We start from the raw sequence: 23,659 nt of genomic DNA, 5'->3' as shown, positions 1-23,659 counted from the left end.
TCGACCATATGATCAGGACCGAAGAGCTGCCGTTGCTTCATCGTCGACGACCCAGTTCTCGGTGTCAACAACGACTCCGTAGTCTCGGATAGCTTCCTCTGCGCTCAGATATTCATCCCACACATCATGCAGCACTGCGAATGTGTCCCTCTCGAATGGATTGCCGAAGCCACCTCCCGATGGCATTCTGATCTCCAAAGTGTCTCCAGCCTTGACGACCTCCTGCGTGACTTTCGAGTGAAGCACTTCTTCGCGAGTTGTGCCCGGGTTGCGCACGAACGAGCCTGAGACTCCGTTAGCTCCGCCAAGTGCCCCAGCTGGCGGATCGCTTCGATTGTCAGCTTCTGAACCGAGGAATGTGTCGGTCATCATCAGCCATCGCCTCACGCTGCCGATGCCACCTCGCCAACGACCCGGGGCCGGCGATTCATCGCGAAGTTCGTAGCGTTCGGCTCTCATGGCGTGGTTGAGCTCGAGCTCTTCGATCGGGTTGTTCCGCGTATTCGCCATCAGAGCGTCGACAGCGTCCATACCGTCTCTACCGTTGCGACCACCATACGAACCTTCGTTGATCTCGATATACACCCAGTAGCTTTCGCCGTCTTCGGCCACCCCCGAATAGGCGATGGCACACAGCGCCGACGACGATCCGGCAATGGCATGGTCGGGGAGGATCGGCGCCAATGCCAAATTGATCGAGTCAAAGACCCGATTGACCTGAGAGAATCTGGCGAAACACGAGGCAGGAAAATCGGGATTGAAGATCGTGCCTTCCGGAGCATATGCTCGCACAGGCCTAAAACAGCCATCATTTTGTGGAACGTATTCTGCGGTCGTCTCCTCATCAAGGAGAATTGTCCGAATAGCACTGACAGCGACCGGCAATACCGATCCTTCGAAGGGAACGTTGAATGCCGTCGGCACTTGCTCGTTCGAACCGGTGAGGTCGATGAGCACCTCATCGTCGTCGATCTCGACACGAACCGCCACCTTGATAGGTACGCCCCTTTTCTTACCGTCGTCGTCCAAATAGCCAATGGGCGCTTCATAACTGCCGTCCGGCAGCTCTCTGATCTTGTTGCGCAACATGGTTTCGGAGTAGTCCATCCACATCTCGCTTGCGCTCATGACGGTGTCGAGTCCGTAGGACTCGAGGAGCTCGAGATATCTCTTCTCGCCGATACGAGCGCATGACACCAGCGCTTCAAGATCTCCGCGGTTCTGCTCCGGTGTCCGAACATTGTCCAGGATGTGCTGAATGAGCATGTCGTTGCGGACGCCGCCGTCGTATATCTTCATTGAGTCCATGAGCTTCCCCTCGGCCCAGACATCCACGACGTCCATACAGAGACCCGGAAAGTTGCCGCCGATGTCGGAGACATGTCCCGTACACCCAGCAAAACCAATGTGTTGTTCGTTCCAGAAAATCGGGATGATGATCCCATAGTCGGGTGAGTGCGCAGCCCCGTGATAGGGATGATTGTGCAGGATGACGTCCCCTGGCTTGTACGTGCCAGCGAGCTTGCGATTGATCCCCTTGATATAGGCAGGGATGGACCCACAGTGCATCGGTGTCGAATCGGATTCGCACAATTCTCTGCCGCTGACATCGAAGATCCCGGCACCCAGGTCCTCGGACTCGCGGATGAGACTCGAGTACGCCATGCGGTAGAGGACCTGCGCCATCTCCTTCGCCATGGAGTCGAGAGCTCCGCCGATCACTCTCAACGTGATGGGATCGACATCGACCGTGTTCCAATTACGCTGTGCTTCGGGCGCCAGTGAGACTCCCGTCTTCGGCATTGCAACCTTGCTCATGCCTCACTCCTTTCGATGATGATGTGCCCGAGTTCGTCCACCGTTGCTCGCTGGCCGATACCGACGATGGTCGTCGAGTCGAACTGTTCGACGATCGCTGGCCCGGTGAATTCATTGCCCGCTTGAAGCAGCTCGCGAGAATAGACACGTGTATCGGTCCATTCGGGTTCGGCGGTATCGTCTGTCCACATGAGCGCCCGCGTCGTTGTAACCAAGGCCGCACTAGCGTCGACGGTCCCGGCTGCGATTCGAGGAAGTTTGATCTGAGGTACGGCTCCAACACCGGTGACTCGCACATTGACGAGCTGAACAGGTTTCTCGTCGAAGCGCTGTGAGTACATGCGCCCGTGCAGTTCGTGAAATGCCTCCGAGACTGCCTTCACCCAATCCGCGTCGACCTCACCATCTGGAGCTTCGACTCGCAATTCATATCCCTGACCGATGTATCGGCAGTCAACACTGCGTTCCAGACTAATCTGTTCTTCGGGCATTCCGTCCCTCTTGAGCTGAGCAACGGCATCTGCGGACAATCGCTCGACTTCATGTGCAAGTAATTCAACGTCTGCGTCCTCGGATGAGGTCCACACCGTGGTCGGCACTTCATACCTGATGTCTGTCGCCAAAAGTCCGGCTGCCGAGGTTATCCCAGGGTAAGTAGGCACGATGATGCGAGGAATCCCGAGTTGCTTCGCAATGTGCCAAGCGAAGAGTGGCCCCGCCCCGCCTTCCGCAACGAGCGAGAAGTCACGAGGATCGTAACCCTTTCTCACGGAGTGCAGTCCAATGGCTTCGGTCATCGAATGTGCGAGCACTGTAAAAATGCCCATTGCAGCCTTCTCCAGGCTCGAACCGAGCCGTTCAGCGATGTGTTTTCGTACGGCCTCTTCTGCCAAAGCAGGTTGCACAGTCATAGATCCCGACAGGAAACTCTCCTCGCGGAGCCACCCAAGGACCACCATCGCATCCGTTGATGTCGGATCCGAGCCACCGCGGCCGAAGCATGCCGGGCCCGGTATCGCTCCGGCGCTGCGGGGACCGACGTGGAACATGCCGCCCTCATCGATTGATGCGATGGACCCGCCACCTGCGCCAATCGTATCGACTTCGGCCATCGGAACCATGGCGTGGTAGTCACCGATCTGTGTATCAAGCAGGTGCTTCATTCGCAACCGCCCATCCGGTGCAACGCCGACGTCGGCCGATGTCCCACCGACATCCAGTGTGATGACGCTTGGGTACCCGGAGGCCTTTCCGATCGCACATCCACCGATGAGTCCTGCTACGACTCCGCTCGTCAGCAGAGAGACTGGCGTCTCCCGCGCGCTCCTTGCGGTGACCAGGCCGCCTGCCGAAGTCATCAGATGCACGTCATCGCTCACTCCAGCCGCGGATGCCTTATCGACTAGACGGGCAATGTAGTTCGAAGTCTTCGGTCCGACGAACGCGTTGAGAGCTGTCGTTGAGAAGCGTTCGTATTCGCGGTACTGGCTGGCAACTTCGCTTGACAGCGAGATGAATGCATCAGGAAATTCTTCCTCGATGATCGCTTTGACCCGCTGCTCATGAATGGGATTTCGATAGGCATGGAGAAATGCGACAGCGATTGCGGCAACACCGCGCTCGCGCAGGAGTCGAACCTCGTCTCGAACTGCACCTTCATCGAGCGGTGTGAGAATCGCCCCAGAGGCATCGATGCGTTCTGGCACTGTGCGCCTGTTCCGGCGTGGCACCAGCTGCCATTTCTGCCAAGGAAGTTCCTGATAGTTCGAGTAGTTGAGAGGTCGCTTCTTCCTCGCGATATGGAGTATGTCGCGAAAACCCTCTGTGGTGATCATTCCGACGTCGTCGCCGTTGTGCTCAAGAACTATATTCGTCGCCACGGTTGTTCCGTGGAAGAACATCTCGATGCTTGTAGGCTCAACTCCCGCTTTCTGCGCAAGTCTCTTGATTCCGTCCATGGTGCCAACGGAAGGGTCTTCGTTGGTTGAGGGCGTCTTGTGGATTGTGATTGTTCCGTCGTCGTCCCACAGAACCAAATCAGTGAAAGTTCCGCCGACGTCAACTCCGAGTCGCTTCATAGAAGTCCATTCGTAGGGTGGGGCAGGGTCAGGATTTTGCCTACCACTTCTCTGTGGTGTGCCTCACGCAACCGAATATACATCAGATCTTTTATGCTGAACAGACCCGTAATCACTCGCTATATTCAATTATTACGATGATTCTTGCTCAATCTGACTCTAAATAGCTGATGTTTAACTGATTGGAAGGAATTCTCTACCTTGGGCACTCCCCGGATGCAAGAGCCCCATTACTCTTCACCGGATCCGAGATGCTTCGGCCGAAAGCCCAGACGACGAGGCCTTCTCAGTTCCTCCCAGCCGCACTACGGCTTACTCTTCGCCCCCAATGCCAACCGTGCGATGTCTTTGAGCACAGCGAGTTCCTCGCTGCCTTCGAGCAGCGATTTGAGCTCGACGGCCGCCTGGCTCAGCAGCGTCCGGTAGGCACCGGCCACATTGTCCGGCTCCCGGTTCAGCGGATAGGACACGCACAGAGCAAGAAGGATCCCGCCGGCAGTGACGGCCACACTCGCCGAGGCTGTGCCCTGGACCCGCGCCTGCTTCGTCGCGTAGAACTCCTGCGGATTCCCGGGCCCGCACAGGGCCAGTGCGGCGGACCCGCCGTCGACGAGCGGCAGCACTGTGCCGACTCCGCGCGAGACACGGAGTTCGTGGTCGGCCTCAACATTGCGCACGCACACCCGGTCCTCCCCGACTCGGACCCACAGCTGCACTGACTCGCTGGTCAGCGTGCGCAGATGCTCGAGCACCGAGTTCGTCGTCGCGATGCTGCGCCGACCGGGGAACGGGCCGAGCCGCAGCAGCCCCGACGAGTCACGGACGATGAACCGGTGAGTGCGCAGATCCGCCAGGAGCCGATACGTCGTCGACTTGGAATAGCCCAAACGACGACAGACCTCGGCGGCGGTCATCGGTGCATCCTGCAGTGCGGTGAGGATCGCCGCACTGCGGTCGATGACGCCGATCTCCTTCGCAGAGCCGGTCTCCGCGGTAAGGCTGCCGGCCTCCGCAGTGAAACCGCCGGTCTCCTCAGCGCCACCGGAGGCAGCGCCACCGGCAACAGCGCCACCGGCAGCAGTGGCAGCATCAGCACGAGCGCTAACCGCATTCTCAGACATCGAACTCTCTTTCACAGGTCCTCCCGAACGCATTTCGGTCACAGCTTTTCTCATCCCACACTCACATCGGCCAGCAGCTGGCGCCGACGCACCCACCAGCGGAAGATGATTGGTGCGATGATGCCGGCGACCATGAGCAGGATGATCGACAGCGACACCGGTCGGGTGAGCAGTGGCATGAACGATCCGCCTGAGATTTGGAGCATCCGCCGGAAGTTGTCCTCGAGCAGCGGCACCAGCACAAGCGCCAGAATCGAAGGAGCCAACGGAATCCCGCCCTTCTCCATGAGATAGCCGATGACACCGAAGATTCCAAGCATCATCAGGCCGAACAGGCTGAACTCGATCGCGTAGGCGCCGATGACGACGAGCACGAGGATCGACGAGAACAGAATCTCCTTGGGCATCTTCAGCAGTTTGACGAAGACTCCGACGAGCGGCAGGTTGAGGATGATCAGCGCCACGTTGCCGATGTACATGCTCGCGATGATCGTCCAGATCAGGCCCGACTCGTCGCGGAAGATCAGCGGTCCCGGCTGCAGCCCGTACATCGTGAACACGAAGAGCAGCAGGGCCGTGGTCGCCGATCCAGGAATGCCGAGGCTGAAGAGTGGAATCATGGCACCGCCGACTCCGGCGTTGTTCGCGGCCTCGGGTCCGGCGACACCTTCGATGGCACCCTTGCCGAACTCGGACTTCCGCTTCGAGATCCGCTTCTCCATGATGTAGGACATGAACGAGGCCAGGGACGGGCCGACTCCGGGCAGGATGCCGATGATGAAGCCGAGCACCGAGCCGCGGGCCCAGGGCATGGCCGAGCGCTGCCAGTCCTGTTTCGTCATCCACGTGTCGTCCCCGAAGCTCTGGATCACGTCTTTGGCTCCGCGTCCCAGCGCGAGGTTGCGGATCGCCTCTGGGATCGCGAAGAGCGCCATGGCGAAGATCGTGAAGTCGATGCCGTCGGAGAGCAGACTCATGCCGAAGGTCTGGCGTGGCAGACCTGTCTGGAAGTCGAGTCCGACGAGGCCGACGGCCAAACCGATGAAGATCGACACGAGTGCCTTTGCCCGCGATCCCGACGACATCGTCGAGGCCAACAGCAGGGCCGTGGCCATGAGCAGGAAGTACTCGGTGGCCCCGAAGACATTCGCGAGCTTCACGAGCACCGGAGACAGGAATGTCAGCCCGACGATCGCGAGGGTGCCGGCGAGGAACGACCCGATTGCGGCAGTCGCGAGCGCGGCCTTGCCCCGACCTCGGCGAGCCATCTCGTAGCCCTCGATGGCGGTCACCGCGCTGGCGACCTCACCAGGGGTTTTGATAAGTGTGGCGGTGATGGATCCGCCGTACATGGAGCCGTAGTAGATGCCGCAGAGCAGGATCAGGCCATGTACCGGCTCCATCCCGAAGGAGACCGGGATGAGGATCGCGATCGCTGAGATCGGTCCGATTCCCGGCAACACTCCGACGACGGTGCCCAGCAGCACGCCCAGGAGGGCGAACGCGAGACTGACGGGCTCAAGTGCGGAGGCGAAACCGCCGCCCAGATCGATGAGTGTGTCCATGCCCGCCGCCTAACCGAGGATTCCGACGGGCAGGTACACGGCCAGCCCGTAGACGAATGCAACGTAGATGATGACCGCGAACAGCACCGAGAAGATGAGGTTGCGGATCCACCGATCCCGCGCATAGATGCTGGTCATCGTCATGAGGAAGGCTGCCGTCGAGAGCAGGAAGCCGACCGGGATGAGGAGCGCCAGGTAGACGAAGAAGAGAGCGAACTGCAGCACGACCTTCTTCGATGGCGGATCCTCGGGGGCATCGAGGACGACCCCGGACGATACGCTCGCCGAGGCGGTCGCACCGTCCCCGTCAACGCTCGCCGAGGCGGTGTCACCGTCCCCGGGCCCCACCTCGGCGGCCTTCTTACCTCGGTAGACCGCCTGGACGACGATGAAGACGCCGAGCAGGATGAGGGCGACGCCCACGATCGCGGGGAAGGTTCGCGGGGTGACGATGTTCTTCGTCTCCTGAATCCAGAACGTCGCGATGTAGTAGACCAAACCGACCACGGTCACGGCGCTGCCGGTGATGACATCACCTTTCAGGGCCGGGCTCATCGTCTTCATTTGCTGTTGCCCAGATCGGTCTCTTTCACGCCCTTCTCGACGGTGGTCGCGGCTTCGTCGACGTACTTCTGGGCGTCGTCGCCGGTGCGGAATTCGGGAGCCCACTGATTCTTCTTCAGCGTGTCCTTCCAGGTGGCGGACTTGCTGACGTCTTCGAGCGCCTTGGCCCAGTAGTCGATGGCAGTCTGGGGCATTTCGGCAGGTCCGAAGACTCCGCGCCAGTTGCCCAGGGTCACGTCATAGCCCGAGTCCTTGGCGGTGGGAACCGAATCGTAAGGTGCAGGCAGCGGCTTCTCCGCGAAGGTCACGAGTGGTTCGATGTCACCTGATTCGAGCACGGACCTGAACTCGCTCATACCGGCGATGGCGACTTTCGCGTCGCCGTTGAGCATGGCAGTGGTCTGCTCGCCGCCGCCGTCGTAGTTGACGAAGTTGATGTCTGCGGGATCGATCCCGGCGGCCTTCGCGAAGAGTGCGAACGGCAGGGTGTCATCGCCCGACGCCGCCACAGTGACCTTCTGCGGATCGTCCTTGAGAGCCTTGACCAGGGAGTCGAGATCCTTGAAGTCGCCGCCTTTGGGGGTCACGACCATGAAGTCCTCGACGTAGAGGGTCGCGATCAGCGTGGTGTCCTGCGGGCCGTACTTGCACAGGCCGCGGGCCTTCATCGTCTGGCTGGCCAGGGAGGTGATGGCGATCTGGTCGTCTTTGCCCTTCTCCTGCTGCATCATCGACGTGATCCATGAGCAGCCGGTGCCGCCGGGGCGGTTCTGCACGGGCAGCGGGGTGGAGACGATGTCCTCTTTCTGCAGGGCTTCGACGAGGGCGCGCGCCGTCGTGTCCCAGCCGGATCCGGGTTCGGCCGGTGCCGTGACCGTGACTGGGCCCTTCGGGTAGTCCTCACCCTCCCCCGGGGCCTTGGCCTTGCCCGAGCAGCCCGAGACGACGAGCGCCAGGGATGCGAGCACCGCACCGACCTTGAGCGAGCCCGAGCGGAATCTGCGGGGTGAGGATGAGGGGTTCCCCGTCGCCGAGGTGGCCCGTCCATTGCGTGTGATCGCCGTTGATCGCATTGCTTCTCCTTCGAATGTGCCTGAGTGGTGCCTGGTCATTGCGGTAGTGCTCACTGCGGCAGTGCCGGTGGTGCTGATGGTGCGTGGTGCGTGGTGCGTGGTGCGTGGTGCTGTTCGGTCCTACTGCGACTGGGTTCGTTCGTCGCCGAGGTGGACGTCCGCCTCAGCCACACCGACGTCCTCGGCGACGTGGGTCGCGAAGTCATCACGGAACTGAGCGTTGTGCTGGCCGGGAGCCGGCACATCGGAACGCAGCCCAAGCCGGTGCCCGTCGAATGTCAGCGGCAGCAGCGGCAGGTCGACGCTCTCACCGGTCGGCAGTCCCGTTGCGGCCAGTGCGCCCGAAGCGACGAGGTGGGCGTCGGTGGTGAGGTCAGCGGGAGTGTTGACCGGTGCCACCGGCAATCCGCGACGGGTGCACTTCTCTTCGATCTCGGTCAGACTCAGCTGTGACAGCGCAGCCTGCAGCACCCGGTGGATCCGATCGCGCTGATCGACTCGGCCCTGATTATTGTTGAGGTCCTCGTCCATCGAGAGCTCGATGAGACCGAACTCGTCGCAGAGGTCACGCCACTGGCCGTCGCTGACGGCTGCGACGAAGACCTGCTTGTCTTCGGCGTCGCGGAAGATGTCGTAGACGGCCCAGGTGGCGCGGCGGGTCGGCATGGGCCGCAGCGGTTCTCCACTGATCTGGGCCTGCGCCATGTGGGTGCCGACGAGGAACGCATTGTTCTCGAACAGGGCCGAGTTGATGATCTCGCCCTGGCCCGTGCGCTCCCTGGTCCGCAGTGCCGAGAGGACGCCGATGACGCCGAACATGCCACCCATGATGTCGTTGACGCTCGCGCCTGCCCGCAGCGGCTGACCCGGCAGACCGGTCATGAAGGCCAGGCCGCCGAGCATCTGCACCACTTCGTCGAGGGCGGCGCGCTCACCATAGGGGCCCGATAGGAAACCCTTGAGCGAGCAGTAGATGAGCCGCGGATTCCGCGCGGCGAGCTCCTCGTACCCGTAGCCCATCGACTCCATCTTCCCGACCCGGAAATTCTCGAGGAGGACGTCGGCGGAGTCGATGAGGTCGAGGACCATGTCACGGTCGGCCGCCTCGGCGATGTCGAGCTGGACGCTCATTTTGTTGCGATTGAAGGCGGGGAAGAGCCCCGACCCGGACCCCGGCAGGTAGCGGGTCTTGTCCCCGGCTCCGCGCGGTTCGACCTTGATCACCTCGGCGCCCAGATCGGCGAGGATCATCCCGCAGCTCGGCCCCATGACCATATGGGAGAACTCGATGACCCGGATGCCCTCCAGCGGCAGCGGCTTCACAGCGGCGCCCGATGCGGCAGCGGCTGCGTTCTGCTCAAGCATGGTAGGCCGCTGGGACCGCTGGAATCTGGGACAGACTCGACGTCAGATCGTGGCCGACGGCGGCGGTCAAGGGGCCGCGCACCTCGGCGAGGGCTTCGACGTCGACCCCGGTGGCCACGCCCTCCCGATGAAGGAGGTGGACGAGGTCATCGGTGCCGATGTTGCCTGCGGCTCCCGGCGCGAACGGGCAGCCGCCCAGCCCGCCCATGGCCGAGTCGAACGAGGAGATCCCCAGGTCGAGGGCCGCGATGACGTTGGCCATTCCGAAGTTGTACGTATCGTGCAGATGCAGGCCGACCGGGGTATCCGGGAAGGCCTCGATGACCGCCGAGGTGTTCCGGCGCACCAGCGACGGGTTGGCATTTCCGATGGTGTCGGCGACCCCGATCGCGTGTGCCCCGGCAGCGACGAAGGGCCGGAGGACCTCGACGAGGTGGTCGGCGTCGGTGATGCCGTCGAAGGGACAGATGAAGCTGACAGCGGTCGTGATGTCGAAGCGAAGACCGTGGTCACGAACGTATGCGGCGGCTTCGAGGAGACGTTCGGTGGCCTTCGCGATCGAGGCGTCGGAGTTCGCCTGGGAGTGTCCTTCGGAGGCTGAGAGCACGAGTTTGACGTTCTTCGCGCCCGCTTCGACGGCACGCTGGGCTCCCTTGAGGTTGAACACGAGGGTGAAGAACTCGATCCCCTGGTCCTCATAGGGCTGCAGGCGGCGCAGGACTTGGTCCGTGTCAGCCATCTGCGGGACCTTCTTCGGATTGACGAAAGATCCGACCTCGATCTCCTTGAGACCCGCGGCGATGAGCTTCTCGGCCAGCGCCACTTTGTCGTCGGTGGGAACAATCGCGTCTTCAATTTGCAGACCGTCGCGCAGCGTCGTGTCGAGGATGTGAACCGATGTAGGCCGAACCATGGTGTGAGCTCCTTCTGTGGCCACTGCCCGTGTTCCCGGCCACCGGGACGACGTCGGCTGCACGCGGCGTTGCATGCTACCTACTACTCACAAGATAGCGTTTCAGCAGATCAGCACAAGCGCTCTGAACAGGAAATGTTCGGAATGTGAGAAGAGGCTGAGAAGTGCAGACCATGACTCCCATTTAATGGGAATGAAAGTCCTGGCAACCTGGAAGGGCTACACGGACACAGCCAGATCTTTCGTCAGTCGTCCGGCTCCCCAAGCCGCATCATTCGCCTGCGGAACCCCCCGGTGCGCCCTCCGGTGTGTCGTCCGGTGCATCGAGGCCCAGCCATTCAAAGATTTCGGTAGTGTGTTCACCCAGGTCAGGACCCAGATGATCGATCGGCAGTGATGAGCCGCCGATGACCGGGGTGATTCCAGGGAAGGCGACATCGGGCAGGATCGATTCGCCGGTCGAGACGTCGAGGTGCTGGATCATTCCGCGGGCGGCGAGCTGTTCGTCGGCGACGAGATCCTCGGCGGTGTAGATCGGGCCGGCAGGCACACCTGCGGCTTCGAGAGCCGCGGTGACCTCGTCGACGTCGCGTTCGGCGCACCACGCGCCGATCGCTTCGTCGAGTTCCTCGCGTCGGTCCCAGCGTCCGGCATTGGACTGCAGTTCAGGGTCGTCGCCCAGGTCAGGCCGGTCGATGGCGGACATGAGTCGTTTGAAGATCCCGTCGCCGTTGCCGGCGATGACGACGGACTTGCCACCGGCGCACATGTAGCCGTTCGACGGGGCGATGCCCTCCATCCGGCCGCCGGTGCGTGTACGGGTCTCACCGAACGCGGAGAAGTCCGGGACCAGGGACTCCATCACAGAGAACATGGCTTCGTTGAGGGCGACGTCGACCGTGCGGTCGGCCAACGGGCCCTCCCCTTCGAAGCTGTGATCGGAACCGACGACCGCCTCGGCGGCGCCCATGATCCTCTGTCGCTGCCGATCGAAGAGCATCATCACCGCACCGAAGGCGGCCTGCATGCCCGCGATCGAATCGCCGATCGAGATGCCCACGCGCACCGGGGGCCGGTCAGGGTCGCCGACGAGTTCGCGGAAGCCTGAGTAGCCCTCAGCCACGGCGGCGAAGCCGGGGCGCTCGGACATCGGCCCGGTCTGGCCGAACGCGGAGATGCGCACGAGGATGATGTCGGGATTGGCCTCCTCGAGGACATCCGGGCCCATCCCCCACTTCTCGAGAGTGCCGGGCCGGAAGTTCTCGAGCACGATGTCGGACCGACGGACGAGTTCGAGAGCCGCCGTCTTTCCCTCCTCGGAGCGGAGATCGAGCACGACGGACTTCTTGTTGCGGTTGATCGTGCGGTAGAGCATCGATGTGGTGCCCTCTTTGAGTCGCCAGTTGCGCAGCTCGTCGCCGGTGCCGGGGCGCTCAACCTTGATGACCTCGGCTCCGAAGTCGGCGAGCATCCGTCCGGCAGTCGGCGCTGCGATGTAATTGCCGAGTTCGAGGACTCGCACCCCTGTCAGCGGAAGGCGACGCGTCGTCATGTCGATGCTCCTTGTTCGTCAATCGGCTTGTTCGTCAATCAGCTTGTTTGTCACTGGGCTTGTTCGTCTATCGGTCTCGGTTGCCTGTGCCGGCCAGTACGGAGCCGTGCCTGTGTGCAATAGTGCCAGCCCCGTAGGGTTAGCCGCGACATTTCACTGCCCAGAGCGGCATCAGACAAGCAGCTGCCAGGCGAAGGGCCATCAGGGCGGCGGCTTCGACCAGCAACGCTGATTCCCTCAGCATCTCGCAGTAATCGAAGAGGGGCGGCTCAGAGTCGCCAGTCACAGCGGCATCAGTCGGTGACGGTCACAACCTGTCGCTGCCGGCCAAGGCCGTCGATCTCGGTCTCAACGAGGTCACCGTCGGCCAGATAGGGATACATCCCCGACAGCGCATCGCCCTGCGGGGTCCCGGTGAGGATGACGTCGCCGGGCTCGAAGGCCATCGACTGGCTGAGCTGGAAGATGATCTCGCCGACGTCGAAGATCAGGTCGGCAGTCGACGAATCCTGGCGAACCTCGCCGTTGACCCAACTGCGGATGCCCAGGGACCCCGGGTCCACCTCGGCGGCGGGGGTGATCCACGGGCCCAACGGCGTGAATCCCGGCAGGTTCTTGCCCTTCGACCACTGCCCACCGGACTCCTCGAGCTGGAGCCGGCGTTCTGACAGATCATTGCCGAGCACATAGCCGGCCACGTGGTCGTAGGCATCATCCGCCGAGGCGACTCTGAAGGCCCGCATGCCGATGACGAGTCCCAACTCGACCTCCCAATCGGCCTTCGTCGCGTACGGCGGCAGCTCCAGCGGGTCGTTGGGGCCGACGATCGTCGAGGGCATTTTGAAGAAGATGACAGGGCGCTCAGGCGGTTCGGCCCCGGCTTCTCTGGCATGTGCTGCATAGTTCATGCCCACGCAAACAACAGAAGATGGTCGGGCGACCGGCGCACCGATGCGCAGTTCTTCAGCACCGTCGAGTGGCTCGAGTTCGCCGTTGTCCAGCGCGGAACGGACCGCGCCGATGCCGTCCTCGGCGAAGAAGTTCCCGTCGATATCATCAGTCAGCGGCCGCAGATCGAAGAATTCGTCGTCGACGCGGACCACTGGGATCTCTTGGCCGATGGGGCCCAATCGCAGCAATTCCATATGGCTCCTCTCCTTCATCCAAGCTGAGCGGCACTCGCGTGAAGCACGATGAACGCGAATCGTCATGCACCCAACCTGACAGCTGGCCTCGTTGCCCGCTGGTGCCACGGTAGTCGCGTCTCACACTCCAGGTTGGAATTGTTCAAGTATTGGACAGGAGCTTTCCCGGCCTTATTCAACCAATGGGTTGACAATAACCAGAACAGGTTTAGAGTTGTATTCAACCTATTGGTTAATGAAGAGAGATGATCGAGTGACCGAGGCACAGGAACAGCACTCACACGGTCCGGATCGGCAGATCTCGGACCCGCTGACAAAGGTGTTCGCCGCACTGGCGGACCCCACCCGCAGAGACATGGTCGCCCGACTGAGCATCGCCGATGCGACGGTCAACGAGCTCGCCGAGCCCTATGACGTCAGCCTCCAGGCGGTCTCAAAGCACCTCAAAGTGCTCGAGGATTCCGGACTGGTCACTCGCTCTCGGGACGCTCAACGACGACCGGTCCACCTCGAAGACAATGTGTTCGACCTGATGACTAAATGGATCGAGAGATACCAGCGACAGGCAGAAGCACGCTACCAACGCCTCGATGCGGTCCTGGAAACGATGGATGCGGACGAGGACACGAACACAGCGGACTCCGCGGCCACCTCGGCGCGAGAATCCGGCACCACCGGCACAACGGAACAGAAATCACGCAAGGGAGCATGACATGACCACCACGAACGACACCACCTACGACACCGTGAAGCTCGACGTACCCGAGGGCACCCAGACCGTCTCGATCACCCGGGACTTCGCAGCCAGCCCGGACAAAGTGTTCCGAGCCCACACCGATCCCGAACTCTTCGTCAAGTGGTGCGGGCCAGATTCGATCACCAACACGGTCCGCGAGTGGGATGCGCAGACCGGAGGGAAGTGGAGCTACGTTTCGAACGACGACGATGGCGAGTACGGATTCTTCGGCTCGTTCCATGAGATCCGGGACAACGAACGCATCGTTCAGACCTTCACCTTCGAGGGCTTCCCGGATGCCGTGAACCTCGAGATCCTCACCCTGACCGACCTTGGAGATGGACGCACCCGTCTGACCTCGACGTCGATCTTCGACTCGGTCGAATCCCGCGACGGCATGGTCGCCTCGGGCATGGAGCACGGAATCACCGAGGGCTACGACAAGCTCGACAGACTGCTCGCGGAAGGCTGAAGCACTCCGGTTCCAGCGCGGTTCCAGCGCGGTTCCAGCGCGATTCCAGCGCGATTCGGGCTCCGGATCCGGCACGATTGAGGCATGATTGCGCTCAGCGCGACCACGGACTGTTCGTGGCCGCGCTGAGCTGTATCTGAAGTGAATTAGAGGACTTCTGCAATGTGTGAAAATCTTGACGAGATGAGGCATCGGTTCGATGAGGAGCAGACATGACTGACACGACCGCACCGACCGGTGAGGACATCAACCGCTACGATCCCCAGGCTCGTCGCTGGCTGACTGAAGCGGTCACAGCAGTGCAGGCGGATGCCAAAAGGTCCTCTGACACCCACTTGCTGCGTGTTCCCCTCCCCACAGAATGGGGCATCGACCTCTATCTCAAGGACGAGTCGAGCCACCCGACCGGTTCGCTCAAACACCGCCTGGCCAGGTCACTGTTCCTTCACGCCCTGTGCAACGGGTGGATCCGTCCGGGACGCCCTGTCGTGGAAGCCTCGAGCGGGTCGACAGCAGTCTCCGAAGCCTATTTCGCTCAGCTCATCGGTGTCCCGTTCATCGCCGTCATGGCGCGATCCACGAGTGCGCAGAAGATCGAGCTCATCGAGTTCTACGGCGGTCAATGCCATTTCGTCGACAACGCGAACGAGGTCTACGAGGTTGCAGCAGGGCTCGCTGAGGAGTCCGGCGGTCACTACATGGACCAGTTCACCTACGCCGAGCGCGCCACCGACTGGCGAGGCAACAACAACATCGCCGAGTCGATCTTCGAGCAGATGTCGTTCGAACAGCACCCCGAACCGTCCTGGATCATCGCGACGGCGGGCACAGGCGGAACCTCGGCGACCTTGGCCCGCTATGTCCGCTACACCGGACGAGCCACCGGCATCTGCGTGGCAGATCCCGACAACTCCGCGTTCTTCGCAGGCTGGCGCGACCACGACCCGGCAGCCGCGACCGACACCGGCTCCCGGATCGAAGGCATCGGGCGGCAGCGGGTCGAAGCGAGCTTCATCGCTTCCAGCATCGACCGGATGATGCACGTACCCGACGCGGCCTCAATCGCATCGATCCAGCTCCTTGAGAAACTCATCGGGCGTCGCGCGGGGGCTTCGACGGGCACGAGCCTGTGGGCCGCTTTCCGCATCGTGTCCCAGATGAAGGCGGCCGGCGAGAAGGGTAGTCTGGTGTCGCTGATCTGCGACCCCGGCGAGCGCTATCTCGACAAGTACTACTCGCAGGACTGGCTCACCGAGGCCGGTCTCGACACCACCGGCTACCGGGCTCGCCTCGACGAGTTCATGACCACCGGCATCCTGGACTGACCGGCGGACCGATCCCCCGGCCAACGACGCCGGATCCTGCCGAAACGAGATCAGTCGGTCTGAGTCGACGTCTCGGCCATCATGGCGAAGTACGAGTCGCGACTGCGGCGGACGTGGCCGGCCATCACCTCGGCGGCTTTCGCCTGCTGCCCGGCATCGATGGCGGCGATGATGTCGCGGTGCTCGGGCCACGCCTGAGGCCCACGACGAGTCACATTGAGCGAATACAGCCACTCGATCTTGCCAGAGATCTGGCGCAGGAGGCTGACGAGGGAGAGGCTGCCGCTGAGCTCGGCGACAGCGAAGTGGAAGCGCATGTTGAGCACCGCGAGGTCTTCGTACCGCTCCTGCTCGATAACGTCGTCGCCTTCGTCGAGGATCGTGTTGATCTCTCTCCGTACGCCCCGCCACCGACTGTCCGGCACCTCCCTGTTCCTCTGCTCAGCGGCCCGCTTCGCCGCTCGTTTCGCAGTCGCAGATTCGAGGACGATGCGGATCTCGAACAGGTCTTCGGCGTCCTCGACCGGTGACGGCGCGACCATGCTGCCGCTGTAGGGCCGGGACTCGACGAGCCCTTCAGCCTCCAGTGATCGCAGCGCCTCCCGGATCGGAATCCGCGAGACCGCGTACTGCTTGGCCAGGGCAGCCTCGCGCAGTTTGCCACCTGGCGGATGGATGCCCTTGATGATGTCGTTGCGGATCTGCGCGCCGACGCTCACGCTGCTCGACGTCGTGGACGTGCCGGCATGACCCGACAGTCCCCCGACACTCGGTGAAGCCTCGGCCGAGGCATCGGAAGAAGAATCCGCGGTGGTGTCCGAATCAGACATTGAGCAGACCGGAACCGGGCACTGCGGCCAGGAGCTTCTGCGTGTAATCCGCTGCCGGATGATCGATGACATCCTTCGTTGCGCCGGCCTCGACGACTTCTCCGCTCTTCATCACAACAACATCGTCTGCCAAGTTCGCGACAACTGCAAGATCGTGTGTGATGAACAGGCAGCTCACACCGAGTCCCACCTGCAGGTCCCGGAGCAGATCCAAGATCTGCTCCTGCACCAGCACGTCGAGGGCGGATACCGCCTCGTCGCAGATGAGGAGCTCCGGTTCGCTGATGAGCGCACGGGCGATCGCGATTCTCTGCCGCTGTCCGCCCGACAGATCCGCAGGTCGCCGTTCGAGCATCGATGCGGGCAAGGCCACCTGGTCGAGCACCTCCGCGACCTTCTTCTCCCGTTCCGATCGAGTGCCGATCTTGAACACGTCGAGCGGTTCTCGGATGATCCGCTCGATACTCCACATCGGATTCAGCGATGAGTACGGGTCCTGGAACACCGGCTGGCTGAATCGCCGCAGGATGCTGCGTTCAGCACGCGAGGTGGCATCCACGTTGCGTCCGCCTGCCAGGACCGTTCCGCTTGTGGCCTTCTCCAGGCCGAGCACGATCTTCGCAACGGTCGACTTCCCCGACCCTGATTCGCCGATCACCGCGGTCGTCTGGCCGCGCTTGGCCGCGAAGCTGACTCCCTTGAGGGCATGGACTTCTCTGCCACGCCCGCGAAGCTTGTACACCTTGTGCAGGTCCTTGATCTCAAGGACATTCGCCGAGGCGGCCTCACCCTCGGACTCGTCCGAGGCGTTCTCTGCCGGTTTCGCCTCCCGCTCCACCACGATGCTGGGAGCAGCCTTGACCAGGGCTTTCGTGTAGTCGTCCTGCGGACTGCCGAGCACCTGTTCCGGTGTTCCCCGCTCAACCACACGGCCTTCGTGCATGACGAGGATGGTGTCGGTTCGCTCGCCTGCAACGCCCAGGTCATGGGTGACGAAGAGCAGTGAGGTTCCTCGTTCGGTGACCAACTCCTGCAGATGATCGAGGATCTGCTTCTGCACCGTCACATCCAGCGCGGAGGTCGGCTCGTCAGCGATGATGAGGTCGGGCTCCCCGGACAGCGCGATCGCGATGAGAACTCTCTGCCGCATGCCGCCCGAGAATTCGTGCGGATAGGACCGACGCCTGTTCTCGGCATCGGGGATCCCAGCCTCGGTCATCAGCCGAGTGACATTTCGAGTCACTTCGGCAGAGTCCTTCATCCCATAGGTCCGCAGAGCATCCGCGATCTGGTCGCCCACTCGCATGCTCGGGTTGAGGCTGGCCATCGGGTCCTGCGGAACAAGCGCGATTGAGCGCCCGCGCAGAGTCTGCAGACGCTGAGGATCGGCGTCGACAAGTTCCTCGCCGCGATACTTCACCGATCCTGAGCTGACCCGACCTGCTCCTGGCAGCAGCCCGAGGATCGCGCCGATAGTCGTCGACTTGCCGGATCCGGACTGCCCGACGAGGGCCAGGCGCTCCCCTGGTGCGAGTATGAAGCCCACATCGTGAAGCACGGGGCTTTCGTAGGAGACCTCAAGCGCGGAGACCTCGAGCACGAATTCAGATGGCGTCACGTCGCCCCTATTCGAAGCGCTCATCATCTGCCTGCCGCATATCCCTGGGCACCACGCGGGTTTGCCCCCGCCGTGACCCGCCCGGTTGCGGGATCCCGGGTGACACAGGACAGTCGTCCCAGCTCCCAATCGCCGGCCTTCGTCACCACGTGACCACGAGCGATGAGCCCGTTGATGACGTCCTCGCCGAGGCGGTCCTCCACGACTGCGCCACCCGGAACCCAGGTGCGGGGCCAGAAGGACCCCGCCAACGACGTGGTGTGCAGAGCAGGCGCGTCGATGGCCTGCTGCGGTGCGTATCCGCCGACGAGCATGCGCAGAATCAGCAGCAGCTGCCACTGCTCCTGCTGGTCGCCGCCCGGTGAACCAAGTGCGATCACGGGCTGACCGTCCTTCGAGATCAGGGTCGGCGTCAGCGTGGTGCGCGGGCGCTTGCCCGGAATCAGCGCCGAAGGTGCCGATTCGTCGAGCCACATCATCTGCAGACGCGTGCCCAGGCAGAAACCGAGCTCAGGGATGATCGGCGAAGACTGCAGCCACCCTCCTGAGGGCGTGGCAGAGATGATATTGCCCCACCGGTCAACGACGTCGATGTGGCATGTGTCGCCGTTGTTCACACCGTTCTTCTGCACAGTCGGCTCGCCGATGCCCGCCTTGGCCATCGCATCCTTGTCCGCCCCCTCGAGCACGAGCGGCGGGACGAAGTCTGAACCGGCCCCGGTGCGGTCGGCTCCCGGACGGAATTCGAGCGAAGCCGTCTCCGCGATCAGTGCCCGCCGGCTGGCGGCGTAGTCCTCGCTGAGCAGCCAGTCGAGGTCGACATCGGCATCACCGTAGTAGGTGTCGCGATCCGCCATGGCCAGCTTGAGCGCCTCCAGGATGGTGTGCGCACCGAGTTCGGTCGAAGGATCGAGTCGTTCGTCGTCGAAGCCTTCGAGGATCTTCAGGGCCTGTAGCAGAACCGGCCCCTGACCCCATGCCCCGATCTTCGCGACGGAGTATCCGCGGAAGTCGATCGTGACGGGATCTTCGAAATGGGCATCGAATCCGGCGATGTCCTCGGCAGTCATCACCCCGGCATGGTCCCCTCCGGTGGAATGGCGATGTGGGGCGGCGATGAACTTCGCGATCGCCTCGGCGACGAATCCGGACTTCCACGCTGTGCGGGCAGCCCGGATCCGTGCAGTGCGTCCGTCGGTGCCGTTCGACGTCGTTTCGTCGACACCCTCACCAGCGGCGATGAGCCTCTTCAGCACCTCGGCGTAGGGGCGGTTGTAGATCAGATCTCCAGCCTTGGGGATCTTACCTTCGGGCATCCACTGCGCCGCAGAGGTCGGCCAGTGTTCGGTGAAGAGCTCCTGGACGCGTTCGATGGTGCCCACGACTCGGCCCAGGGCGGGATGTCCGTTCTCCGCGTAGTCGATCGCGAAGTCGAGGACGTCCGCGAGCTCCCAGGTTCCATGGTGTTCGAGGAGATTGAGCCAGGAGTCGACGGCACCGGGCACGGCCGCGGCGAGCGCTCCGGCACCGGGAACCATGTCGAGGCCCTCGCTGCGGTACTGCTCGATGGTCGCGGCTGCCGGTGCTGGGCCCTGTCCCATCATGATCTGCGGATTGCTCGGGTCTTCGGCCGTGGCGAAGACCCCGGTCATGTCACCGCCCGGGCCGTTGAGGTGCGGTTCGACGACATGGAGGAGGAATGCTCCGGCGACGGCAGCGTCGAAGGCGTTGCCGCCGCGTTCGAGGACAGCCTGCGAGGCGGCCGTGGCCAGCCAATGTGTGGAGGCCGCCATTCCGAAGTGCCCTTCCAAGGTCGGCCTGGTGGTGAAGTTCGCGGGTGGAGTGAAAGACATGTCAGTGTCCCTTCTTCGAGTTGGGGTCGAGGGCGTCGCGGAGAGCGTCCCCGAAGAGGTTGAAGGCCAAGCAGATGAAAAGGATCGCGAGTCCGGGGAACAGCGCGGTCGACGGTGCACGGAAGATGTACTGCTGCGCGTCGGAGAGCATGATGCCCAAGCTGGGGGAAGGAGGTTGGATACCCAGCCCCAGGAACGAGAGCATCGATTCGCCGATGACTGCGGTGGGAATGATGACAGTCGCCTGAACGATGATCGCCGACGCAGCGTTGGGCAGGATGTGCATGCCCAGAATACGTGCCTTGGAGGCGTTCGTTGCGATGGCGGCCTTGACGAAGTCCGCCGACTTCAGACGCATCGTCTCACCTCTGACGACGCGGATCATTGTGGGCACCTGCGAGATCCCCAGCGCAATGGCGGCGTTCGAGAGGCTGGGACCGGTGATCGCTGCCAGGCCGACCGCGATGATGAGGAACGGGAATGCCAGAGTCACATCGGTCAGCCGCGAGATGACTGAGTCGAGTCCACGGAAGTATCCCGCCAGGAGCCCCAGCGGAGTGCCGACGACCACGGCGAGAGCCACAGCCAGGAGTCCCACCTCGAGCGAGGCTCGAACACCGAAGGCCAATCTGGACAGAATGTCACGGCCCAGATCATCGGTGCCGAAGACGAAGCCGACCGTGCCGGGCACCTGGAACGGGGTGTCGAAGTTGGTCTGAGCGAAGCCATAGGGGGCGATGAGCGGGGCGAAGATTCCGATCAGAACGACGATGAGGACCATGACGGACCCGATGAGTCCGAGAGGGTTGGACAGGATCGATCGGAGCAGCCACCACGCCCGGTTGTTCGAAGCCTGGAAAGCAGGATCGAGCCCTTGGGTGTTCTTGTCGGTGTTGGTGATGATGGGAGTGGTCATGATGCGTCCTCGCTCACTCGGATCTGCGGGTTGATGACCGAATAGAGGATGTCGACGGCCAGGTTGATGAGGATGTAGGACGCCGTGATGACGAGGACAACGGCTTGGATGACCGGGTAGTCGCGGGAGAATACGGCGTCAAGTGTCAGTTTGCCCAGCCCCGGCAAGGCGAAGATCCGCTCGGTGACGACTGCCCCGGAGATCAGCCCGCCCAGCTGCAGGCCGATGATCGTCACGAGGACGATGAGTGAGTTCCGCAGTCCGTAGCGGAAGAGAACTCTCGGCCTGGACAGCCCTTTGGCTCTGGCCATTCGAACATAGTCGGTGCCCATGCTCTCGATCATCGAGGCTCTTGTCTGCCGGGTGATGACCGCCGCGAGGCTCGTGCCCAATATCACTGCAGGCAGGGTCAGGTAATAGAGGCCTCGGAGCGGGTCGGACACGACATCGACATACCCGGAAGCGGGGAACCAGCCGAGGCCGACCGCCAGCCCGAGGATGGCGAGAAGGCCAAGCCAGAAGTTCGGCACCGAGAGACCGAGCAGCGCAATGAAGTTGCTGCCGAGCTCCGGCCACTTTCCTCGGAAGCGCTCGGCGATCATTCCCAAAGCGATGCCGACGATGACCGCAACGACAATCGCATAGAGCGCCAGCCACAGAGTCACCGGCAGGGTCGTAGCGATCATCTCCGTGACCGGAATTCCCGTCCGGGTCGAATCTCCCAGGTCACCGGTGACGATGGAGCCGAGGAATTTGAAGAACTGGACGAGCAGAGGCTGATCGAGTCCCAGCCCGGAGCGGATCGCCTCGAGCCTTTCCGGAGTCGCTTCTTCACCGGCCATTGCCAGGGCGGGATCACCGGGGAGCATTCTCACCCCGAAGAAGATGACGATCCCAGAGAGAACGAACGTGATGATCGCATGAAGGATCTTCGTCAGTACGAACCGAGTCATCGCTTTCCTCCAGTTGTCAGGAAGCCAGCTCCAGAGAGGTGAACGACGCCGTCGGAGTAGACCTCGATGCCGGCGACATCGTCGGTATAGGCAGTGAGGTTCTTCTGCCGGTAGAGATAGATGATCGAATTGATCTCAGCGATCCTCTGCGAGGCCTGCCCGTAGAGGTCCTTGCGTTCCTTCATATCTGTGGCTTCACCAGCCCGAGTGAGCAGATCACTGAGCTTGTCGTCGTCTTCGCCGGTGACGTTGTTGCCGGCCCCCGGGTAGTGGAACGTGTAGAGGTTTCCGTGCGGATCGACGCGACCGGACCAGCCAAGCTGGAGCAGTTCGTAATCGCCGCGATCCTGCGCGTCGAGAAGAGCGGTGTATTCCATCGGCTGAACGGAGATCTCGAATCCTGCCTCTTTCGTGGCAGCTTGGATCGCTTGGGCGAATCGAAGGGTGTCCTGCGTGTTCGAGACCTTCATATTCACTTTCAACGGCAACTCAACGCCGGCGTCCTTGAGGAGCTTCTTCGCTCCTTCGGGATCGTAGTCGACGCATTCGTTGCTGGCCTTCGAGGCGAACGGACTGTCAGGGGCGATACCTGAGCATGCGGGTGAGAACCACCCATTGAAGACCGTGTTGACCAGCGCTTTGCGATCGATGGCCATCGACAGAGCTTCGCGCACCTTCGGATCCTGCCCCAGCGGGGTCTTGAAGTTGTCCGGGTTGTCGCCGAAGCCCATGTTCACGGTCAGTCCCTGGTACCCCAAGGAGTTCGACTGCAGCAAGCCGATGCCCTTCTCCTCCTGCAGCGCGTCGACGTCCTGCGGGGAGATGGTGTCCGCGACCTGCACATCGCCGGAGCGGATGTTGGCCGCTCGAATGTTGGCGTCACTCATGATCTGATAGGTGATCGAGTCGAGATGCACCGAGTCGGCGTCGTAATAGTTCGAATCCTTCACGACTTTGATCGAGGTCTGAGCGATTCGCTTCTGGAACTTGAAAGGACCGACGCACACCGGCGCATCCCCGAAATCGTCGCCTTCCTTCTTCAGCGCCGTCGGCGACATGATCATCCCGGCACGGTCGGCCAAGGCTGCGGTGAACGGAGCAAATGGCTGGTCGAAGGTGACTTCGAGCGTCTGATCGTCAACGGCTTTGACCGTATTGATCGGCCCGAGCTCCGCAGACCGTGAGGATTCCTCCAGATTGAGCCCGCGTTCGATGGTCGTCTTGACCGCCTCGGCGTTGAAGTCGGTGCCGTCAGCGAACTTCACGCCGTCCTTGACCGGGATTCGCACTGTCTTCCCGTCTTTCGAGATGGAAGGCATCGCGGTGGCGAGCATCGGTGTGATCTCACCGTTGGCATCGATGTCGTAGAGCTTCTGACACATCGTCTGCATGACGTACCGGGTGTAGAGCGAAGAAGAGGTCGTCGGGTCGAGCCGATCAGGCTCCGACGACAGCGCCATGACGAGGTCTCCACCGTCTTCGAATGTCTTGCCCTCACCACTCACCGACTTCACATCGACTCGTTCGGGAGGGTCTTCCAAAGGTTGGACTGGCACACATCCGGCCAGCAGGACGACGCTGGCAAGCACCGCCATTATCCGTTTCTTCACGCGCACTCCCATACGAGCAGCAGGTCATTCATCGATATTTGCATACAATCTATCTGTTGCCTATCGTTTTGTATACAAACTCTCAGGAAATATCGAATTCTGGGATCGTTCGAGCACACAGTCACCTCAGCGAAACGCAGCGACATACACTC

Annotated in this window: 19 protein-coding genes; 3 read left to right on the top strand and 16 right to left on the bottom strand. The window is 62.1% G+C overall.

Annotated elements, in window-relative coordinates; translation table 11 throughout:
- Positions 1-12: 12 nt before the first annotated feature.
- The 10 genes from MPN20_RS04605 to MPN20_RS04560 all read right to left on the bottom strand — a co-directional run bounded on the left by MPN20_RS04605 (position 13) and on the right by MPN20_RS04560 (position 13,194).
- The gene (locus MPN20_RS04605; protein ID WP_278189664.1) at positions 13-1,803 is read right to left on the bottom strand and encodes a hydantoinase B/oxoprolinase family protein; all 1,791 of its coding nucleotides are present in this window, start codon (positions 1,801-1,803) and stop codon (positions 13-15) included.
- Between the two features lie 11 nt (positions 1,804-1,814).
- Complete coding sequence (locus MPN20_RS04600) at positions 1,815-3,896, bottom strand: hydantoinase/oxoprolinase family protein (RefSeq protein ID WP_242779982.1); 2,082 nt, start codon at positions 3,894-3,896, stop codon at positions 1,815-1,817.
- Positions 3,897-4,201: 305 nt separating this feature from the next.
- A complete protein-coding gene (locus MPN20_RS04595; RefSeq protein WP_242779980.1) occupies positions 4,202-5,017 on the bottom strand; it encodes a helix-turn-helix domain-containing protein in 816 nt (271 codons plus the stop codon).
- A 50-nt stretch (positions 5,018-5,067) separates the two neighbouring features.
- Positions 5,068-6,582, bottom strand: coding sequence for a tripartite tricarboxylate transporter permease (locus MPN20_RS04590; RefSeq protein WP_242779979.1), 1,515 nt, complete (start codon positions 6,580-6,582; stop codon positions 5,068-5,070).
- Positions 6,583-6,591: 9 nt separating this feature from the next.
- The gene (locus MPN20_RS04585) at positions 6,592-7,137 is read right to left on the bottom strand and encodes a tripartite tricarboxylate transporter TctB family protein (protein WP_242779978.1); all 546 of its coding nucleotides are present in this window, start codon (positions 7,135-7,137) and stop codon (positions 6,592-6,594) included.
- A 5-nt stretch (positions 7,138-7,142) separates the two neighbouring features.
- Positions 7,143-8,219, bottom strand: coding sequence for a tripartite tricarboxylate transporter substrate-binding protein (locus MPN20_RS04580; protein ID WP_242779977.1), 1,077 nt, complete (start codon positions 8,217-8,219; stop codon positions 7,143-7,145).
- 120 nt (positions 8,220-8,339) lie between these two features.
- Positions 8,340-9,584, bottom strand: a complete 1,245-nt coding sequence (locus MPN20_RS04575) for a CaiB/BaiF CoA-transferase family protein (protein ID WP_242779976.1) — start codon at positions 9,582-9,584, stop codon at positions 8,340-8,342.
- The gene (locus tag MPN20_RS04570) at positions 9,577-10,497 is read right to left on the bottom strand and encodes a hydroxymethylglutaryl-CoA lyase (protein ID WP_242779975.1); all 921 of its coding nucleotides are present in this window, start codon (positions 10,495-10,497) and stop codon (positions 9,577-9,579) included. The genes MPN20_RS04575 and MPN20_RS04570 overlap by 8 nt, the downstream gene beginning before the upstream one ends.
- A 271-nt stretch (positions 10,498-10,768) precedes the next feature.
- Entirely contained in the window at positions 10,769-12,049 is a 1,281-nt protein-coding gene (locus tag MPN20_RS04565; RefSeq protein WP_242779974.1) for a CaiB/BaiF CoA-transferase family protein, read from the bottom strand.
- A 293-nt stretch (positions 12,050-12,342) separates the two neighbouring features.
- Positions 12,343-13,194 carry a fumarylacetoacetate hydrolase family protein gene (locus MPN20_RS04560; RefSeq protein ID WP_242779973.1) on the bottom strand — a complete coding sequence of 284 codons (852 nt, stop codon included), beginning with the start codon at positions 13,192-13,194 and terminating at the stop codon, positions 12,343-12,345.
- A 298-nt stretch (positions 13,195-13,492) separates the two neighbouring features.
- Here MPN20_RS04560 and MPN20_RS04555 point away from each other — a divergent pair, with 298 nt between their 5' ends.
- The 3 genes from MPN20_RS04555 (at position 13,493) to MPN20_RS04545 (ending at position 15,727) form a co-directional block, all read left to right on the top strand.
- Complete coding sequence (locus tag MPN20_RS04555; protein WP_242780048.1) at positions 13,493-13,906, top strand: metalloregulator ArsR/SmtB family transcription factor; 414 nt, start codon at positions 13,493-13,495, stop codon at positions 13,904-13,906.
- A gap of 1 nt (position 13,907) precedes the next feature.
- Positions 13,908-14,402: an SRPBCC family protein gene (locus tag MPN20_RS04550; protein WP_242779972.1), complete on the top strand. Its 495-nt coding sequence runs from the start codon at positions 13,908-13,910 to the stop codon at positions 14,400-14,402.
- Between the two features lie 212 nt (positions 14,403-14,614).
- Positions 14,615-15,727: a PLP-dependent cysteine synthase family protein gene (locus tag MPN20_RS04545; protein WP_242779971.1), complete on the top strand. Its 1,113-nt coding sequence runs from the start codon at positions 14,615-14,617 to the stop codon at positions 15,725-15,727.
- Between the two features lie 50 nt (positions 15,728-15,777).
- Here MPN20_RS04545 and MPN20_RS04540 read toward each other — a convergent pair whose 3' ends face one another.
- From MPN20_RS04540 to MPN20_RS04515, 6 genes are read right to left on the bottom strand one after another with little or no spacing between them, the layout of a single operon-like run.
- The gene (locus tag MPN20_RS04540) at positions 15,778-16,557 is read right to left on the bottom strand and encodes a GntR family transcriptional regulator (protein WP_242779970.1); all 780 of its coding nucleotides are present in this window, start codon (positions 16,555-16,557) and stop codon (positions 15,778-15,780) included.
- Positions 16,550-18,175: an ABC transporter ATP-binding protein gene (locus MPN20_RS04535; protein WP_242779969.1), complete on the bottom strand. Its 1,626-nt coding sequence runs from the start codon at positions 18,173-18,175 to the stop codon at positions 16,550-16,552. Before MPN20_RS04535 ends, MPN20_RS04540 begins: the two co-directional genes overlap by 8 nt.
- A 23-nt stretch (positions 18,176-18,198) precedes the next feature.
- Positions 18,199-20,028, bottom strand: coding sequence for a gamma-glutamyltransferase (locus tag MPN20_RS04530; RefSeq protein WP_242779968.1), 1,830 nt, complete (start codon positions 20,026-20,028; stop codon positions 18,199-18,201).
- 1 nt (position 20,029) lies between these two features.
- Positions 20,030-20,944 (bottom strand): ABC transporter permease, encoded by a 915-nt coding sequence (locus MPN20_RS04525; RefSeq protein WP_242779967.1) that lies wholly within the window; start codon positions 20,942-20,944, stop codon positions 20,030-20,032.
- Positions 20,941-21,897, bottom strand: a complete 957-nt coding sequence (locus MPN20_RS04520) for an ABC transporter permease (RefSeq protein WP_242779966.1) — start codon at positions 21,895-21,897, stop codon at positions 20,941-20,943. The genes MPN20_RS04525 and MPN20_RS04520 overlap by 4 nt, the downstream gene beginning before the upstream one ends.
- Positions 21,894-23,507 (bottom strand): ABC transporter substrate-binding protein, encoded by a 1,614-nt coding sequence (locus MPN20_RS04515; RefSeq protein ID WP_242779965.1) that lies wholly within the window; start codon positions 23,505-23,507, stop codon positions 21,894-21,896. The genes MPN20_RS04520 and MPN20_RS04515 overlap by 4 nt, the downstream gene beginning before the upstream one ends.
- Positions 23,508-23,659 lie beyond the last annotated feature (152 nt).

Source organism: Brevibacterium sp. ZH18 (assembly GCF_022748595.1).
Classification (GTDB): Bacteria; Actinomycetota; Actinomycetes; order Actinomycetales; family Brevibacteriaceae; genus Brevibacterium.
The sequence above is the reverse complement of the archived record's forward strand: the minus strand, read 5'-3'. Positions and strand labels throughout refer to the sequence as shown.